The organism is Nostoc sp. (assembly GCF_036917775.1).
Taxonomy (GTDB): Bacteria; Cyanobacteriota; Cyanobacteriia; order Cyanobacteriales; family Nostocaceae; genus Nostoc.
On sequence record NZ_JBALEQ010000134.1, the window covers coordinates 73,689 to 93,342 of the forward strand.

General features: G+C 40.9%; 6 protein-coding genes. All 6 read left to right on the top strand.

What is annotated here, in order from left to right:
- Positions 1-981 precede the first annotated feature (981 nt).
- The 6 genes from V7K69_RS27350 to V7K69_RS27375 all read left to right on the top strand — a co-directional run bounded on the left by V7K69_RS27350 (position 982) and on the right by V7K69_RS27375 (position 19,479).
- On the top strand, positions 982-4,491 hold the full coding sequence (locus V7K69_RS27350) for a condensation domain-containing protein (RefSeq protein ID WP_335040280.1): 3,510 nt from the start codon (positions 982-984) through the stop codon (positions 4,489-4,491).
- A 35-nt stretch (positions 4,492-4,526) separates the two neighbouring features.
- Positions 4,527-5,432: a hypothetical protein gene (locus V7K69_RS27355; RefSeq protein WP_335040282.1), complete on the top strand. Its 906-nt coding sequence runs from the start codon at positions 4,527-4,529 to the stop codon at positions 5,430-5,432.
- Positions 5,433-5,454: 22 nt separating this feature from the next.
- Entirely contained in the window at positions 5,455-6,495 is a 1,041-nt protein-coding gene (locus tag V7K69_RS27360) for a TauD/TfdA family dioxygenase (protein ID WP_335040285.1), read from the top strand.
- A gap of 30 nt (positions 6,496-6,525) precedes the next feature.
- Positions 6,526-15,312: a non-ribosomal peptide synthetase gene (locus V7K69_RS27365; RefSeq protein ID WP_335040287.1), complete on the top strand. Its 8,787-nt coding sequence runs from the start codon at positions 6,526-6,528 to the stop codon at positions 15,310-15,312.
- 47 nt (positions 15,313-15,359) lie between these two features.
- Positions 15,360-16,124, top strand: coding sequence for a class I SAM-dependent DNA methyltransferase (locus V7K69_RS27370; RefSeq protein ID WP_335040289.1), 765 nt, complete (start codon positions 15,360-15,362; stop codon positions 16,122-16,124).
- Between the two features lie 151 nt (positions 16,125-16,275).
- Complete coding sequence (locus V7K69_RS27375) at positions 16,276-19,479, top strand: non-ribosomal peptide synthetase (RefSeq protein WP_335040291.1); 3,204 nt, start codon at positions 16,276-16,278, stop codon at positions 19,477-19,479.
- Positions 19,480-19,654: the final 175 nt, after the last annotated feature.

The following is a 19,654-nucleotide window of genomic DNA, read 5'->3' on the forward strand; positions in this document are numbered from 1 at the left end:
ATCCTCACGGTCTACTAGTAGCCTTAGAGCTTAATAGAAAAGTTTTTCATTTCAAATCTGAAATTAAACTATTTTAGCCACAAAGTAAAGTGAGAATCTATTGCAATATATTTGACAGTATTTATCAAAGTTTTCTAGCTTATAAAGCTAAAAGACAGCTAATAACTGGAGCAGATACACTTAAAATGATACAAACATGAGATAAGTGCTACAAAATAAAATGTTGTCCTAATCAATATTTGGAAGACTTTAAAATATTTTTACTAAATAAATTAGTATAAAATTATACTAATTTTACAAGCAAAGAATACACCGAATTTCATTTGAATGGAATGCAATAAATTGATTGCCCATAGCTTAAGTGCGTTTAAACGCACTGAAATTAAAGAAAACTAGGATGGCTTGCGGCTGATGGGTTAGACTCCCGATCAATTTGCCAACGAATAAGGCCAAATCAAGGTTTTGAAACCCACGGACGTTAGTGATGCCTCGTGCAAAAGGGGTTTATAACCGCTTTTTTAATGAGTACCTTGTCCCTGTGATGGTCTGTATTCTGCCCGATTAAGCATTGCTCTAACTTGCTGCGATCGCTGACAGAAAATCAGCTTAATCTACGGAAGATCAGGTTATAAAAATATAATCTATTTACACAAATCAATAAGAATTACCTATCAATAGCTAGTTGCATAAAGCGATACTCTCCTCTAAAGTAAGCAGAGTACTTGAAAATTGCTCTCAATAAAAACCTTAAAACTTTATTGAGTTGAAATTTGCAATAGCGTCTAGTATTTCGCTAAGAACTCCTTTGTTTAGGCTCTCCTAAAAGAGGTAAAAAGCCTTAGCTAGTAGAAAGTCGGAATTGTGGGATGAAAACTTACCTGTGGAATGCGATCGATATTTGCGTTCTCATTTTGGCAGGATAAAAGTTGAATGTATCGCAGCAGTATTTAAGCAAGAGTGCATCTAGTTGTGGAAAGTCAAATGGCTATACAAATCAAGGACTTTAAAGAAATTGACCCTAACTTCACAATTGTTGATCTTCTGCATCAAAGAAGCTTGACACAGCCAGATACAATTGCTTTCACCTTCCTTGAAGATGGAGAAACTCAAGAATCAACACTGACTTATCAACAACTGGTGAAGCGCTCTTGTGCGATCGCATCTCAACTCCAAGCTTTAAATTTAAATGGGGAACGAGCCTTATTACTTTATCCACCTGGACTAGATTACTTAACTGCTTTTTTTGGTTGTCTATACGCTGGAGTTGTTGCAGTTCCGGCTTATCCACCTCTCAATCAACGCAAAACACCCAGAATAAGCGCTATTACTAAAGATGCCCAACCTAGCATTGCTCTGACTACAACAGCAATGCTCCCGACATTACAATCCATATTTGCACAAGCAGCAAACCTAGAAAGTCTCCAGTGGTTGACTACAGATGATATAGCGCCAGGTTCAGAAGACGCTTGGCAACAAACTCCAATCAATGCAGATACCCTAGCTTTTCTGCAATATACATCAGGTTCTACAGGGACACCAAAGGGAGTCATGCTTAGTCACGGCAATTTGCTCCACAATGCCGCTATGACTTACCAAATTATGGAACATTCTCCTAGCAGTAAATTTGTTTCTTGGCTACCTGTTTACCATGATATGGGATTGATTGGTGGTATTTTGCAACCTTTGTATGGTGGATTTCCTTGCATCTTGATGTCCCCAACAGCTTTTTTACAACGACCTTATCGTTGGTTACAGGCAATTTCTCACTACAGAGGTACAACTAGCGGAGCGCCAAACTTTGCTTATGAATTGTGCATTCAAAAGATTACCCCTGAGCAAAAAGCAACCCTTGATTTAAGTAGTTGGAGTGTTGCCTTTAATGGTGCTGAACCCATTCGGCAGGATACTTTAGAACGGTTTGCAGAGGCTTTTGCAGAGTGTGGCTTTCGCCGGGAAGCATTTTACCCATGTTATGGGATGGCGGAAGCAACTCTGATGATTTCTGGCGGGGTAAAAAAAGCTGCACCTCCTTGCATAACAGTTGTCAAATCGGCACTTTCCAGGAACCGGGTTGTTGAAGCAAATACTGATAGTGAAGATATTCAACGTTTTGTCAGTTGTGGACAAACTTTACCACAACAACAAATTGCGATCGCTAACCCAGAGACTCTTATCCCTTGTCAACCTGACGAAGTTGGAGAAATTTGGGTATCAGGCTCTAGTGTTGGGCAAGGTTATTGGCATCGGCAACAAGAGACGGAGCAAATATTTCACGCCTACCTCCAAGGCACAGGAGTTAGCACAACATTAGGGCCATTTTTACGTACTGGTGACTTAGGCTTTTTGCACAATGGAGAACTCTTCATTGCAGGTAGAGCCAAAGATTTAATTATCATCAGAGGTCGTAATCTTTACCCACAAGACATCGAACTAACTACAGAATGCAGCCATTCATCATTGCGTTTAGGTAGCTGTGCAGCTTTTGCAGTGGAAGTTGCTCATGAAGAACGGCTGGTAGTGGTGCAGGAATTGGAGTTTCGTGCCAAACCAAATTTTGAAGAAGTTACTGCTGTAATTCGTCAGGCCGTTGCAGAAGTACATGATGTGCAAGTATATGCAGTAGTACTAATCAAACCAGGTAGCATTCCCAAAACTTCTAGCGGCAAAATTCAACGCCGTGCCACAAAAGCCAATTTTTTGGCAAATAAACTGAAAGTTATCAGCCAGAGTATCCTGGATAGTGCAGATGACCTTGAGAACAAGACGAATCTGAGCCGTGAAGCAATTATGGCAACAGCACCAGAAACCCGCCTACCATTGCTGATATCTTACTTACAAAAACAAATTGCTCAGATATTAAAAGTTGAAGTTTCTCAAGTGAAACCAGAACAACCACTAAATAGCTTGGGACTCGATTCTTTAATAGTTTTCGATCTAAAAAATCGAATTCAGGTAGATTTTGGGGTAGCAATATCCGTTGAAGATTTTTTCCAAGATGCTAGTGTCGTTCTGCTAGCAATGCAAATTCTTTCTCAATTAACAATTACAAAATCTTCAGAACCACTGCTACAGCCGATTTCTCGCAATCAAGAACTACCCCTGTGTCTGTCCCAAGAGCGCTTGTGGTTTCTTAACCAGTTAGAACCTAATAACCCCTTCTACAACGTTCCCATTGCAATACGTTTAACTGGGAAGCTTCATCAGGCGACATTAGAACAAAGTCTTAACGAAGTCGTACAGCGTCACGAAGCCTTGCGAACTAGCTTTGTATCTGTGAAAGGGCAACCAGTTCAGGTGATTACCCCAAGTGTGAAGTTGACACTACCAGTTTTGGAATTACCAGAAGCAACTGTGGCTGAGGCTTTGCGCTTCGCCACAGAGTTCGCTCAAAAACCCTTTGATTTATCACAGTCGCCACTGCTGCGAGTTCAACTTTTGTATTTGAAACCAGAAGAGCATATATTGCTCTTGACCATGCACCACATTATTGCCGATGGTTGGTCTATTGGTATTCTGATTCAAGAACTAGCAGAGATTTATCAAGCTATTTCTCATGACTTACCCTCTCTACTTCCTAAACTTCCCATTCAGTATGCAGATTTTGCTGATTGGCAGAGAAAATGGCTGCAAGGAGAAATTCTTCATACCCAACTAGATTACTGGAAACAGCAGTTAAGCGGTAATCTATCAGTACTGCAACTAACTACAGATAGACCCCGGCCAGCAATACAAACCTTCACTGGTAAAAAGCAATTTCTAGCATTTCCCAAAGCTCTAAGTGAGGCAGTAAAAGAATTAAATCAACGAGAGGGTGTCACTCAGTTTATGACACTCATAGCGGTATTTAAGACCTTGTTGTATTGTTATACAAATCAACAAGAAATCTTAGTTGGTTCACCTGTTGCAGGTCGTACTAGAGCAGAAACTCAGGGAATAATAGGGTTTTTTATTAATACCCTGGTGCTGCGTACAAATCTATCAGGTAATCCGAGTTTTCGAGCATTGTTAGGGCGTGTACGCGAAGTGGCTTTGGGTGCTTACGCTCATCAAGAATTGCCCTTTGAAAAGTTAGTGGAAGAATTGCAACCAGAGCGGGACTTAAGCCACAATCCATTGTTTCAAGTAATGTTTATTCTGCAAAATACTCCCATTCCATCTATAGAACTTCCAGAGCTAACTCTGCATCCCGTAGAGGTTGATAGTGGTACATCCAAATTTGATTTAAAATTCAGTATTTGGGAAAGTGTAGAAGGATTTAACGGCTCATTAGAGTATAAAACAGATTTGTTTGATGACAAGACTATTAGACGAATGATTGTTCATTTTGAAATTCTGCTACGCAATGTTGTTGAGCAGCCAGATGTCAGACTGAATGAGTTAGCCGAAATCATCGTTACTTCCGACAAAGAACAACAGCAAATTAAAGAGAAAGAGCTGGAATTCACCTCATTAGAAAAGCTGAAGTTAACTAAGCGTAAAGTCATTAATTAATTAATTGAAGATAAAAATAAATCGGAGTAACATCAATGAACTTAATCCAATCATTAAAAAATTTTTCGCGTCAAGTTAGGGCATTTTTACAGCCAAATGATTTAAGTAAAGTAGCGGTTCTTTATGCCCATGAGGAATGGCCTAGACTGCGGTTTGCTCATCGTTACCAAAGTCATTTTGCTCCCCTCAAATGGAAAAAACTCAAGATTTTGGCAATTGGTGTAGGTGGTTACGAAGATCACACAATTGGAGGTGAGGCTTTAAAAACTTTTAAAACTTATTTTCCAAATAGTATGATCTACGGTATTGATATTGTCGATAAAAGGTATTTAGAAGAAGACCGAATTAAAATATTTCACGGCGATCAGAATGATGAATCTTTTATGAAAGATGTTTTCAATGAAACAGGAGCATTAGACATCATCATTGAAGATGGCAGTTCGGCTAATGAACATCATATTAAAGCCTTCTACAAATTTTTTCCTGTACTCAACGAAGGCGGAATTTATGCTGCGGAAAATATTCATCATTCTTACTGGCCAAGTCTTGGACAAAAGTGGTCAGACTTTGCTCAAGAAAGTGTGATGATGCAAAATTGGGTAAATGTGGGTGGAAGTCTTGACTTGAACGACCCAAAAACTGTGATGAATATGTTTAAAAAATTAGTTGATGGATTGAATTATGAAGAATTTTTAAATCCCGGCTATACTCCATCTTATTTTGATAAAAATATTGTTTCTTTGCACTTTTACCATAATTTAGTAATTGTGTATAAAGGCGACAATAGTGAAGGTAGCAACTTTATTGAAAACAATACTTTGCAACCATTCGTTTTGGAAACTCTAGGTGTCAATTCATTGGATGATCTGGGACTAGAATTTCCAGAAATCGACCAGAAAGCAGATGAAATGAGTTTGACTTTTACCAGTATTAAAAGCTAAAGGGAATTCTCGGAGCAAAATTATGAAAATTCCAGAGTCCCCAAAACTTAGTCTCAATGAGTTACGAATAACTAAACGGCAAGGTGTCAATGTTTCGCCAGCCGAATTGATTAAAGCAGTGCCTTTAGTGGCAGGAAATTCGCTTCCTTTGCTTATCCAACCTACTGTAGATGCAGTGAATTTAGTTGCTTGGGCGGCGAGTAATCGGGAGTTGATTACAAACCATCTGTTTAAGCATGGCGGAATTCTGTTTCGGAATTTTCAGGTGAAGAACTATTTGGAGTTTGAGCAGTTTATCAAAAGTGTGACTGGAGAGTTACTGGAATATCGCGATCGCTCTTCACCACGCAGCCCAATCCAAGGTAATATTTATACTTCAACTGATTATCCTGCCAACTCCAGCATTTTTCTGCACAGTGAACTTTCTTACGCCAAAACCTGGCCTTTAAAGATTTTCTTTTTTTGTATCCAGCCTGCACAACAAGGAGGAGAAACACCAATTGCAGACACTCGCAAATTGTTGCAACGGATTGATGGTAAAATTTGCGATCGCTTCAGTCAAAAAGGAGTTATGTATGTCCGTAACTTTGGCGACGGCTTTGGCTTACCTTGGCAAACAGTTTTTCAAACAACCAATCCATCTGAGGTAGAAGCATTTTGTCGTAGTAATGGCATTGAGTTCGAGTGGAAAGAGGGTAATCGCTTGAGAACCCGTCAAGTTCGTCAAGCGGTTGCTACACACCCACAAACAAATGAACTAGTGTGGTTTAATCACGCTGCCTTCTTTCATATCTCAACTTTGGAACCAAGCATTCGTGAACCATTATTAGCAGAGTTCCCAGAATCAGATTTGCCCCACAATACTTATTACGGTGATGGTTCAGCAATTGAACCTGCTGTACTAGATGAAATTTGCTCTGCTTACCAACAAGAAATGGTTATTTTTCCCTGGCAAGCTGGAGATATTTTAATGCTCGATAATATGCTTACAGCGCATGGACGGATGCCATTTGTGGGTGCGCGAAAGATTGCCGTGGGAATGGCAGAACAATACAGTAATTAATATATTTAGTGGCAAGTACGGAGAATCAGAATGCTAGAGGAAATGCAAGGTTTTCGACTCTCACCCCAGCAAAAACATCTGTGGCAATTGCAAGAAATTGATCACCTTCCTTATCGCTCTCAGTGTGCTGTTTTGATTGAGGGAGGTTTAGATGTCGATATTTTAAAATTAGTCTTAGAAACAGTTGTCAATCGCCACGAAATTCTCCGTACAAACTTCCGCTCTTTACCTGGAATGACTATTCCGTTGCAGGTAATTGGTAAGCAAAAGATAAATTGGGATAACACTTATGATTTGAGCAGTTTGACACCTCAAGAGCAAGAAAACTCGCTGAGAGAATTATTTTATAAAATCAGTCAACAGCCTTTTGATATTGTACAAGGTTCTCCTTTGCAGCTATCTTTAGTGACTTTATCGGCATCCAAATATGTATTAATTGTGAGCTTACCAGGGCTTTGTGCAGATATTGCTACACTAGAAATTTTGGTGCAAGAAATTAGTCAGTTTTATGCAGCTTGCTTACAGGGTGAAGAAATAGAGAATGAACCATTACAATATGCAGACCTAGCTGAATGGCAAAATGAATTGTTGGAAGGAGCAGAAACAGAAGCTGGTAGAGACTATTGGCAAAAACAAAATATTGCGGTGGATTTACAAGGGTTAAAACTTCCTTTTGGAAAACAATCTGCTGACGAATTAGTATTTAAACCACAAACGCAAACTTTTGCGATCGCTCCTGAATTAATAAAAAAAATTGATATCCTAAATCAATATCATAATATTTCAATATCTGAGTTTTTATTGGCTTGTTGGCAGATTTTAAATTGGCGTTTAACCAAACAAGAAAACCTGACAATAGGCATGGGTTTCGCCGGAAGAAAATATCAAGAGCTAGAGACAGTTGTTGGACTATTTTCTAAATATTTACCGTTAACTATTAATTTAGAAGCAACATCTAAAATTAAAGATATTGTATACAACAATAACCAATTAATTCAGCAATCAGATAAAATCCAAGATTATTTTAGCTGGGAACAAATAGCAGGATACATACAAAATAACTTACGTTTCTTTCCGCTTGGTTTTGAATTTGGAGAACAGCCAGATAAGTATCTTGCTGCTGATGTATCGTTTAAAATTTCTCAGCAGTATACCTGTATTGAACGGTTCAAATTAAAACTTTCTTGCCTGCGCCAAGATGACACATTAACAGCAGAATTGCACTATGACTCTAGCGTATTCCAGGCAGAAGACATTAAACGTTTGATAGAGCAATTTCAGACTTTGTTGGCAAGTGCGATCGCTAATCCAGATGCGACAATTAGCGAGTTAGAGGTTCTCAGTCAAATTGAGAGACACCAACTGCTATACGAGGTGAATAATAATCAGCGCGATTATCCACATAAATGTATTCACCAACTGTTTGAAGAACAAGCTCAAAGAACACCTGATAACATTGCCATTGTCTTTGAAGACCAACAACTGACTTATGCACAGTTGAACAGCAAAGTCAATCAACTAGCTCACTACTTGCAACAAGAAGGAGTTAAGGCGGAAGTTGTAGTTGGACTTTGCACAGAGCGAACGCTGGAAATGATGATTGGATTATTAGGAATCCTCAAAGCTGGTGGCGCATACCTACCGCTAGATCCAACTTTGCCACAGGAAAGTCTGAACTTACGCTTGCAAGGGATTCAGGCAGATATCATTTTGACACAACAGTGTTGGCTAGATATTTTGCCAACAGATGCAGCCAAGGTAATCTGTTTAGACACAGACTGGGAGGTTATTGCTCAAAACAAAGATGAGAATCCCAGCAGTGAAGTGACACCTGAGAATTTAGTCTATGTACTATTCACCTCTGGTTCTACAGGTAAACCGAAGGGAGTTGCGATCGCACATCAACAACTTCTTAATTACGTCAATGCCATTATAGATAGGTTAAACCTGCCAGCCGATATCAACTTCGCCACTGTTTCCACCTTGGCTGCCGACTTGGGTAACACCGTTATCTTTCCTGCTCTTTGTACAGGAGGATGTCTGCATTTGATATCATATCAGTGTGCTACTGATTCAGCAGCTTTGGCAGAATACTGTCGCAAACATCCAATCGATTGTCTAAAAATTGTCCCCTCTCACTTAGCCTCCCTTTTGGCATCTTCTTCGGCTAAGTTAATCTTGCCCCGTCAGCGATTGATCCTGGGTGGTGAAGTTGCTAATTGGCATTTAATCGAGCAGATTCAGCAATATACCCCAGATTGCCTAATCTTCAATCACTACGGGCCGACAGAAGCTTGTGTCGGTGTCTGTACCCTAGAGATTGTGTCTGGGCAAGTCGAGCGTCATTTAGCAGCAACAGTCCCCCTTGGTCGGTCAATTGCTAACACCCAAGTATATATTTTAGAAGAAAACTACAAACTAGCTCCCCTAGGAGTCAAGGGCGAAATCTACATTGGTGGTGCGGGTCTTGCTCGATGCTATCTCAATCAGCCCGACCAAACAGCTTTGAAGTTTATTCCCCATCCTTACAGCGACATACCGGGAGCGCGACTTTACAAAACTGGTGACTTAGGTCGTTATCTGCCAAACGGCACCATTGAATTTCTTGGCCGTATCGACAACCAAGTTAAAATTCGGGGTTTCCGTATCGAACTGGGTGAAATTGAAGCTGTATTAAATCAGCATCCTCATGTGCGAGAGGTTGTAGTTTTAGTAAGAGAATCAGAATCTGGGCAAAAATATCTGGCAGCTTTTGTTGTCCCTTCCGAAGAATTCCTTTGCTCGACCAATGAACTGCGCGGCTATATTCGGGATCGGTTGCCTGAGTATATGCTACCTTCAACCTTTATCATCCTCAAAGCATTACCACTAACTCCCAACGGCAAGGTAGACCGTCAGGCGTTGCTAGAACTTAACCCCGTGCGCCCTGAATTAGAAACCAGTTTGGCAACTCCTCGCACGCCAGTTGAAGAAGTACTAGCGGGAATTTGGATTGGGCTGCTTGGTATTGAGCGTGTGGGCATCCACAATAACTTTTTTGAATTGGGAGGGCACTCTTTACTAGCGACACAAGTTGTTTCCCAAGTGCGCGAAGCCTTCCAAGTAGAGATGCGGTTACGTAGTTTGTTTGAAAAACCTACGATCGCCGGACTTGCGGAATTGATTGAAACGGCAATGAGGAGCGGTGAGAAATTAGAAATTCCACCAATTGAGCGCGTTCCTCGGAATGAAGCATTGCCTTTATCTTTTGCCCAGCAAAGATTGTGGTTCCTTGACCAATTAGATCCGAGCAATCCTTTTTACAACATTTCCAGTGCAATTCTACTCAAAGGCTCACTCAATGTCCCAATTTTAGAGCAGAGTTTTCAAGAAATTGTGCAACGCCATGAAGCTTTGCGAACTAGTTTTGTCAACGTCAATGGCGAACCAGTGCAAGTTATTGCGCCAGCACTCAACATCACCTTACCAGTGGTGGATCTTCAGAAGTTATCTCTAGAGGAACGAGAAGCAGAAGCTCGACGGCTGACTAATTTGCACGCACGGCATTCTTTTGACTTAACTCAAAGTCCATTGCTACAAACCACCTTGTTGCAATTGGCAGAGGATGAGCATATTTTGCTGTTCACCATCCACCACATTGTTGCTGATGCTTGGTCAGCAGGGGTGCTGATTAAGGAAGTGGCTGCATTCTATGAATCATTCTCTACTAGCACGCTTTTACTATTGCCCAATCTGCCTATCCAATATGCAGACTTTACCTTATGGCAGCGACAGTGGTTGCAAACAGAGGTACGTTCCTCCCAGATGGCTTACTGGAAACAGCAGTTAGGTGGAAATTTACCAGTGCTGCAACTCCCAAGCGATCGCCAGCGCCCAGCTATTCAAACCTTTAGAGGTAAAAAGCAGTCTTGGTCTATTCCTCAGACTCTCTCCCAGGCGCTCAAGTCAATTTCGCAACGGGAAGCAGTCACTCTATTTATGACAATGCTTGCAGCATTCAAAACCTTACTGTATCGCTATACAAGTCAAACTGATATCCTCGTCGGTTCTCCGATCGCCAATCGCAACCGCAGCGAGATAGAAGGACTAATCGGCTTTTTTGTCAATACCCTGGTTCTGCGTACCGACTTATCAGGGAATCCAAGTTTTAGAGAATTGCTGCGGCGAATTCGAGAAGTAACACTGGATGCTTATACTCACCAAGATTTACCCTTTGAGCAGCTAGTTGCAGAGTTACAACCAGACCGCAACCTAGGACACACGCCGCTATTTCAAGTGATGTTCGTGTTGCAGAATGCTCCAATGGAAACACTAAAGCTTTCAGGATTGAGCCTGACTCCGGTGGAAGTAGATACTGAAATAGCCAAATTTGATTTAACTTTGTCGCTGACTGACACTGCACAAGGATTAATCGGGGTGTTCGAGTACAACACCGATTTATTTGACTCAGCTGCGATCGCTAGGATGCAAGGACATTTCCAAACCTTGCTAGAAGGAATTGTCGCCAATCCAGACCAGCAGCTATCAGATTTACCAATTTTGACCCAGGCAGAACAACAGCAACTGCTAGTAGATTGGAACGATTCGCAAGCTGATTATCCGAAAGTTTGTATTCATCAGTTGTTTGAGGCGCAGGTAGAACGAACACCAAATGCGATTGCAGTAGTTTTTGAAGATCAACAACTTACCTATCAACAGCTAAATACCCGTGCAAATCAGCTAGCACACCATTTACAAACATTGGGTGTAGGAAAAGAAACCCTAGTAGGGATTTGTGTGGAGCGATCGCTAGAAATGATTATTGGACTATTGGGCATCCTGAAAGCGGGTGGTGCATATCTACCAATCGATCCAGCCTATCCTGCGGAACGCCTCGCATTCATGCTAGAAGATGCCCAAGTCTCAGTACTGCTAACTCAACAGAATTTACTAGCGGCGTTGCCACAACATCAAGCTCAGGTAGTATGTCTAGAGAAAATTCCCGGAGGTAGTGCTGACAATCCCATTCACAACGCCACTGCTGACAACTTGGCTTATGTGATTTATACCTCCGGTTCTACTGGTCAACCAAAAGGAGTGCAGATTACCCACAGTGCTGTCGTTAACTTCTTAAGTACGATGCGCCTGAATCCTGGGCTGACTCAGCAAGATATCCTTCTCTCTGTCACCACATTATCCTTTGATATTGCCGCACTAGAACTATATCTGCCATTAATTACTGGCGCTCGTTTGGTAATAGTCAGCCGTCAAGTAGCAACTGATGCCACGCAGTTATCAGAACAGCTAGTTTCTTCTGGTGCTACAGTCATGCAAGCTACGCCAGCTACCTGGAGGCTGCTGCTAGCTGCTGGGTGGCAAGGTAGTAGTAGGCTGAAAATTCTTTGTGGCGGTGAAGCCCTCGATCGCAGTCTTGCCGATCAGTTGCTCAAAGGAGGCTGTCAAGTGTGGAACTTATACGGGCCAACAGAAACCACCATTTGGTCAGCTATTCACAAGGTAGACGAGCAAATGGAGCGACAAGATGGCATCGTCTCTATCGGTCGCCCCATTGCCAACACACAATTCTATATTTTAGATCCAGGGCAGAAACTAGTTCCTGTGGGAATTCCTGGTGAATTGCATATTGGTGGTGCTGGATTAGCTCGTGGTTATCTTCACAGACCAGAACTCACAGCCGAGAAATTCATCTCGCACCCCTTTCCAAGCGGAGTCAAAGATGACCAATTTTCAAAGAACTATCGCCTTTACAAAACAGGGGACTTAGTTCGCTACCGAGCCGACGGAACCATAGAGTTTTTGGGACGGATCGATCATCAGGTGAAAGTTCGGGGCTTCCGTATCGAACTCGGAGAAATTGAAGCCTTACTGAACCAACATCCTCTTGTGCAGACAAGTGTAGTTGTGATTCAGGGCGATGAACCCAGCGATCGCCGTTTGGTAGCTTATGTAGTTCTTCAGCGCGATCGGGTAGTGGCAATTAGTGAACTAAGCCGCTTCCTAGAGAAAAAACTACCAAGTTATATGATACCAAGAGCCTTTGTAATTTTGGAAGCACTGCCCCTAACACCTAATGGCAAAATAGACCGCCGTGCCTTGCCTGCATTTGATCCAGCCAGACCCCATCTCGAAGGAAGTGCGATCGCACCTCGCAATCCAGTAGAAGAGGTATTAGCCGGGATTTGGCAAGAAGTTCTGGGTGTGGAAATCCTTAGTATCTATGACAATTTCTTTGAGTTAGGCGGGCATTCACTATTAGCAACCAGAGTTATTTCTCGTGTGCAGAAAGCTTTTGAGGTCGATTTACCTCTACGTGGTTTATTTGAGTCACCAACGATAGCTAGATTAGCCGCAGAAATTCACAAGGCAATGAAAGCAGAAATAGTCAGAGAGATTCCGCCCATCCAGCACGTTGCTAGAGATGGTAATTTACCCCTGTCGTTTGCCCAACAAAGATTATGGTTATTAGAGCAACTCCAGCCAGACAGCTTTATGTACAACATACCTGTAGCTGTGAGGCTCATAGGTTCTTTGAATGTGTTTTTGCTAGAACAGAGTTTGAATGAAATTGTCCGTCGTCACGAAGTCCTAAATACTACTTTTTATATGGTAGATGGACAACCATTTCAGGCGATTCCCACCGAAAGCGGCGCTAACATCTCAACCCAAACTGTGACATTGCCAGTATTAGACCTGCGCGACTTACCAGAGGTAGAACGAGAAGTTAAGATTCAACAACTCATTATCGAGTCAGCTCAACACACTTTTGATCTAGCTCAAGCTCCATTAATGCGATGCACTGTCCTGTGCGTTGGTGAACAAGAGCATATAGTATTGTTCACAATCCACCATATTGTTTCAGATGGCTGGTCAATGGGTATATTCATTCGGGAGTTAGCATTACTGTACGAAGGCTTTTCTTGTAATAAACCTTCTCTACTCCCAGAATTACCCATCCAATATGCAGACTTTGCTGTGTGGCAAAGACAGTGGTTACAAGGAGAAGTACTAGAAACTCAACTCGCCTACTGGAAGCAACAATTGGGGAATAAACTCCCTGTAATGCAATTATCAGATCGTCCTTGCACAGACATTAAAACCCGCCGGGGTGCTTCTCAAACTTTTGTAATTCCTCCTCAAGAGTCCTTAGCACTGCAAACCCTCTCACGCCAGCAGGGTGTCACCTTATTTATGACCTTGCTAGCAGGATTTCAGGTGTTACTACAACACTACACAAATCAAGATGACATCGTGATTGGCACTGATGTCGCTAACCGTAACTTAGCTGAAACTGAGTTGTTGATAGGTTTTTTTGTGAATCTGCTTGTCTTACGCACCGACTTGAGTGGTAATCCAAGTTTTCGAGAGTTGCTTGGGCGAGTGCGTCAAGTAGCATTAGGAGCTTATGCTCATCAAGACTTACCTTTTGATGAATTAGTCAAAGCTCTACAACCAGAGCGAAATTTAAGCAACACTCCGCCATTATTTCAGGTATTATTTGTCCTCCAAAATGCACCCATGCCACCTTTGGAATTACCAGGACTAACCTTAAGTTTGTTAGAAATTGAACACAAAGTCGCTAGATTTGATTTAGCGCTATTTTTGACTGAAACAGAGCAAGGAATTTCAGGTAAGTGGCAATATAACTCTGACTTATTTGATGCCAGCACTATCACTCTTATGACCGATCGCTTCCAGACACTTCTTAATAGTATAATTTCACAACCCGATGCACGGATTGGTAGCTTAGAAATGCTTACCGAAGCAGAAAAAGAACAACAAGCTATACAAAAAAAAGAACGTAGAGCCTTTAATCAGAAAAAGTTAATCGGCATTACTCCCAAAGCTGTTAGCTTGTTACCAGAAAGATTGGTAAAAACTAATTATCTCCAACCTGGGCAAACATTTTCTCTCGTAATTCAGCCAGCTACAGACGATATTGATTTGGTAGCTTGGGCTAAAACTAACCAAGAATTTATCCAGACAGAATTATTAAAGCATGGGGCAATTTTATTTCGAGATTTTAATGTAGAATTAGTCTCAGAATTTGAAAATTTTGCTCAGACAATTTCGCCAGACTTGTTTGGTGATTATGGTGATTTACCTCGGGCTGGAGAAGGTGGTAAAGTTTATGGTTCTACCCCTTATCCACCTGATAAAGCAATCCTTTTTCATAACGAAAGCTCTCATTTACATCAGTGGCCGCTGAAGATTTGGTTTTTCTGTGTGCAGCCAGCACAACAAGGTGGAGAAACACCGATTATAGACTGCCGCAAAGCTTACAAAATTCTCAATCCCAAGCTGCGAGAAAGATTAGATCAAAAACAATTAATGTATGTTCGTCACTATACAAATGGTCTAGATGTAAGCTGGCAAAAATTCTTTCGTACCGATGACAAATCTATCGTAGAAAATTATTGTCGTCAGACTAAAATTGATTTTGAATGGTATGATGATAACAGTCTAATTACGCGCCAAGTTCGTCCAGCTTTAGCAGTACATCCAAAAACGAACGAACCTGTATTTTTTAATCAAATTCAGTTACACCATATAGCATATCTAGATACAGAAGTTCGGGAATCTTTATTGTCTACTTTTGGAGATGAAAAGCTACCGCGTAATGTTTATTACGGAGACGGTACTCCTATAGAAGACTCAGTTATTGCAGAAATAAATGAAGTTTATCAGCAGTCACAGACTAGCTTTACTTGGCAAAAAACCGATATTTTGATGTTAGATAATATGCTGGCTGCCCACGGGCGAAATCCATATATAGGTTCTCGCAAACTTGTTGTGGCAATGGCAGAAATGATTCAGTAATCGAAAAAATAAATATAAATAAATTCAATTAAAAGGAGGATAAATACTTGATATCTTCAAAACAACGCAATACTAATCATGATGCGATCGCTTCCATCTACGACTTGAAAAGCCTACTAGAACGCCACGACATAGTGCTGGAGTGTATAGACAAATTAATCCTTCAAAATATTCCCGAAAAAGCGCATATTTTTGACCTCGGTTGCGGTACAGGACAAATTGCCCAACGGCTACTAAAAAGAGGTTATCAAGTAACTGGGCTTGATAGCTCTGAAGGAATGCTTAATATTGCTCGTGAGAATGCACCAGAAGCTGAGTTTATTCTAGATGATGCCCGCTTTTTTAAATTACCGCCAACTTTTCATGCAGTTATTTCCACAGATGTAGTTCTGAATTATATCCTCAGCATTGAAGAATTACAGAATACATTAAAAAACGTATATGATGCTTTGCTAGAGAATGGTATATTTGCCTTTGAATTATATCTGGAAGAATTATGTGAATCAAATTGGAAAAATAATGAATCTGGTGGTGGTGTCCAAAAAGATAATGTCTGGGTTGATATTTGGAGCTACGATTCAAACACCAAAATAGGTCGAAAAGACACCACCAGATTTGAATTTATAAATGGTAACTGGCAACGCTTAGATAGAAGCTTTTTCTTAAAACCTTATTCAGCAGCAGAAGTTAAAATAGCTCTAGAAAAAGTAGGATTTGCAGAAGTTAATATCTATAACATTAACAGCGACCTTGAAGTAAATAAAATCTCTGAAGCTGCCTGCTTTGTTTGTCGTAAACAGCTAAGTAAGTAGGCATAACTAAGCAATATTGTATTTTCTTGATAAAGAATAATGAGAAATATAACCATCCTAAATAAGTCATGGACATCTCCAATTCTTCTCTCTGCGTTCTCTGCGCCTTTGTGGTTAATTTAATATTAAAAATGATTTAGGGCTCCTATATATGCCAACTCAAATTACTCAAGGTTTTCGCCTTTCCCCTCAACAGAAGCGTCTTTGGTCATTACAACAATATAATTCAGCTTATTTTGCTCAATGTGCCCTTCTTCTAGAAGGCAATCTCAAACCAGAAGTATTAAAATCTGCTTTAGAACATGTCATTACACGACATGGAATTTTACGTACAACTTTTCACTGCCTACCTGGAATGAAAATTCCTGTGATGGATGTAAAAAATAGTAGTATTCTATCGTGGGATAACATCGATCTGAGTCATTGTGAACCCAAAGAAATCTCAAGTAAAATTGCAGAACTTTTCCAAGCAGCAGCGTCCCTGACTTTGGACTTTGAGCAAGGAAAACTGTTACATATATCTCTACTAACGCTATCAATAAAAAAGCATATTTTACTTATTAGTCTGCCTTCACTTTGTGCCGATACTTGGACACTCAAGAATCTGGTGACAGAAATCAGCAATTCATACTCTGCTTATTTACAAGGTGAGAGAATATCTGAAGAAATTGTACAATATCTACAATTCTCAGAATGGCAGAATCAATTACTCGCAGATGAAGATGCAGAAGCAGCGAAGCAATATTGGCATGAGCAACTTTCTCCAATTGCTTCCTTGAAATTACCTTTTGAAAGTCAGCCATCACAGTCATCCAAGTTTGAGATCAACTGCTGTCGATTAGATATTCCCCCTGATATGACAGCCAAGATTGCCAACTTAGCTCAAAAGTATGATACTTCTACAGCTGTCATCTTACTAGCTTGCTGGCAAACGCTGATTTGGCGACTTACAGGAGAGCCAGATATCGTTATTGGTATGGCTAGCGATCGCAGAGACTACGAAGAACTATACAGTTTATTAGGACTTGTAGCAACTTGGTTGCCAATTAAAAGCCATTTGACACCAGACTTACGCTTTCAAGAAGTTGTACAATTAACTAATCAGACTATAGAAGCTAGTGCAGAATGGCAAGATTATTTTGTGCCAGAACCGATAGAAAATCACGAACAACTAGCTTTTCCCATCGGTTTCGAGTTTGAGCAACTACCAGAAAAACTCATTGCTGGCGACGTATCATTTTCTCTTGAGCAATATTACAGTTGTATTGAACAATTTAAAGTCAAACTCACTTGTACTCAAAGCGAGCATTCTTTAACCACAGAGTTCTACTACGATGTAAATTACTTTACAGCCGATACTATTGATCGTCTAGCCAGAGAATTTCAAACTTTATTAACGAGTGTAACTGCTAATCCCGAAGAGAAAATTAGCCAATTAGAAATTCTCAGCTTTAGCGATCGCCAACAATTACTAGTAGAATTTAACCAAACACATATTGACAATCCCCAATATAAATGTATTCACCAACTATTTGAAGAACTAGTACAAAAAACACCAAATAAAATTGCCGTTGTCTTTGAAGATCAGCAACTCACTTATGCACAGTTGAACCGCAAAGCTAATCAACTTGCCCACTATTTGCAACAGCGAGGAGTCAAGCCGGAAGTTTTAGTAGGACTTTGCACAGAGCGATCGCTCTTGATGATTATTGGGCTTTTGGGCATCATAAAAGCTGGTGGAGCCTATCTACCACTAGATCCAACCTTACCCAAGGAAGGTTTTGCTAGCCGATTGCAGGATATCGAAATACCATTGATATTGACACAACAGCAATTAGTCAATAACCTGCCAACAGATGTAGCACAGATAGTTTGCTTAGACACAGATTGGGATATCATTGCCGATCACAAAGATGAAAATCCCATCAGTGAAATCACAGCCCAGAATTTAGTTTATGTTTTGTTCACCTCTGGTTCTACTGGTAAACCGAAGGGAGTTGCGATCGAACACCAGCAACTGCTGAATTACCTTCACGGAATCACACAGAGGTTAGACTTATCAACCACAACTAACTTTGCCACTGTTTCCACCTTAGCTGCTGACTTGGGTAACACCGGAATCTTTGCTGCCCTTTGTACTGGCGGATGTCTGCATATATTATCCATCGAGTGTGCTACTGACTCAGCAATCTTGGCAAAATACTGCCGCACCCATCCCATTGACTGCCTCAAAATTGTCCCCTCCCATCTTGCTACTCTTCTCGCCTCTGCCCCATCCGATTCCATCTTGCCTCGCCAGCAGCTAATTCTGGGCGGCGAAGCTGCAAGTTGGCAACTTATTGAGCAGATTCGCCAGCAAACTCCATCCAGCTTAATCTTCAATCACTATGGCCCTACAGAAGCCACCGTAGGGGTTACTACCTTCGCAGTTCAAAATCAGCAAATTAGTACGCAGACAGTACCCCTTGGTCGTCCGCTTGCCAATACGCAGATTTATTTACTAGATAAGCAATTGCAACCAGTACCCATTGGTGTACCAGGTGAACTGTATATTGGTGGTGCGGGGTTAGCCAGAGGTTATCTCAATCGGTCTGATCTAACGGCAGAAAAGTTCATTCCTAATCCTTTTGCAGCGATGGGTTCGCGTCTATACAAAACTGGTGATCTGGCTCGTTACTTAGCTGACGGCAATATTGAATTCATTGGGCGAGTTGATCAGCAGGTAAAAATTAGGGGCTTTCGTGTTGAACTTGGAGAAATTGAAAGCGTACTGTGTCAACATCCGCAAGTACAACAAGCTGTAGTTTCTGTTCGGGAAGACAATAGCAACAAATCCTTAATGGCCTATGTTGTTTCTAAGCAAACACAAACACTCAATGTTAGCGAACTGCAAAGATTTCTCAGAGAGAAACTACCAGAATACATGATGCCCTCAACTTTTATTATGTTGAAGGCTCTGCCACTAACATCCAATGGTAAAATCAACCGTAATGCACTTCCAGAATCAAATGGCGATCGCCCAGAAATGGCAGCAAATTATGAACCGCCACAAACTGAGGTAGAGCAAAGCATCGCTGATATCTGGCAACAGATTCTTCATGTTGAGAAAGTGGGCATTCATGATAATTTCTTTGATATCGGTGGTCACTCATTATTGCTTGTTCAAGCTCACGCTAAACTCCGAGAAACTTTCCTCAGCAATATATCGGTGATTAATTTATTTGAATATCCAACTATCAACTCATTAGCTAAATATTTAACGCGAAAACAGACGGAAGTAGCTTCTTTTGAAGAAAGTACTCAACGCGCCCAAAGCCGCACTGATTCTAGGCAGTCAAGGGCACAATATCGGTAAAATGATTTGAGTTAATACTAATTCTGTATGAAGATGTGCTAAAACATCATAATTAAGTTCGGGGAAGAAGAACGAACCACAGAGACGCAGAGAACACAGAGATAGGAGGTATAGAGAGAGGAAGAATATTTGTTTATGATTATTATGAAAAGCTTAATCACCACGAATGCAAATT

Coding starts and splice junctions, on each gene's coding strand:
- V7K69_RS27350 (WP_335040280.1), top strand. CDS start 982: ATGGCTATACAAATCAAGGACTTTAAAGAAATTGACCCTAACTTCACA.
- V7K69_RS27355 (WP_335040282.1), top strand. CDS start 4,527: ATGAACTTAATCCAATCATTAAAAAATTTTTCGCGTCAAGTTAGGGCA.
- V7K69_RS27360 (WP_335040285.1), top strand. CDS start 5,455: ATGAAAATTCCAGAGTCCCCAAAACTTAGTCTCAATGAGTTACGAATA.
- V7K69_RS27365 (WP_335040287.1), top strand. CDS start 6,526: ATGCTAGAGGAAATGCAAGGTTTTCGACTCTCACCCCAGCAAAAACAT.
- V7K69_RS27375 (WP_335040291.1), top strand. CDS start 16,276: ATGCCAACTCAAATTACTCAAGGTTTTCGCCTTTCCCCTCAACAGAAG.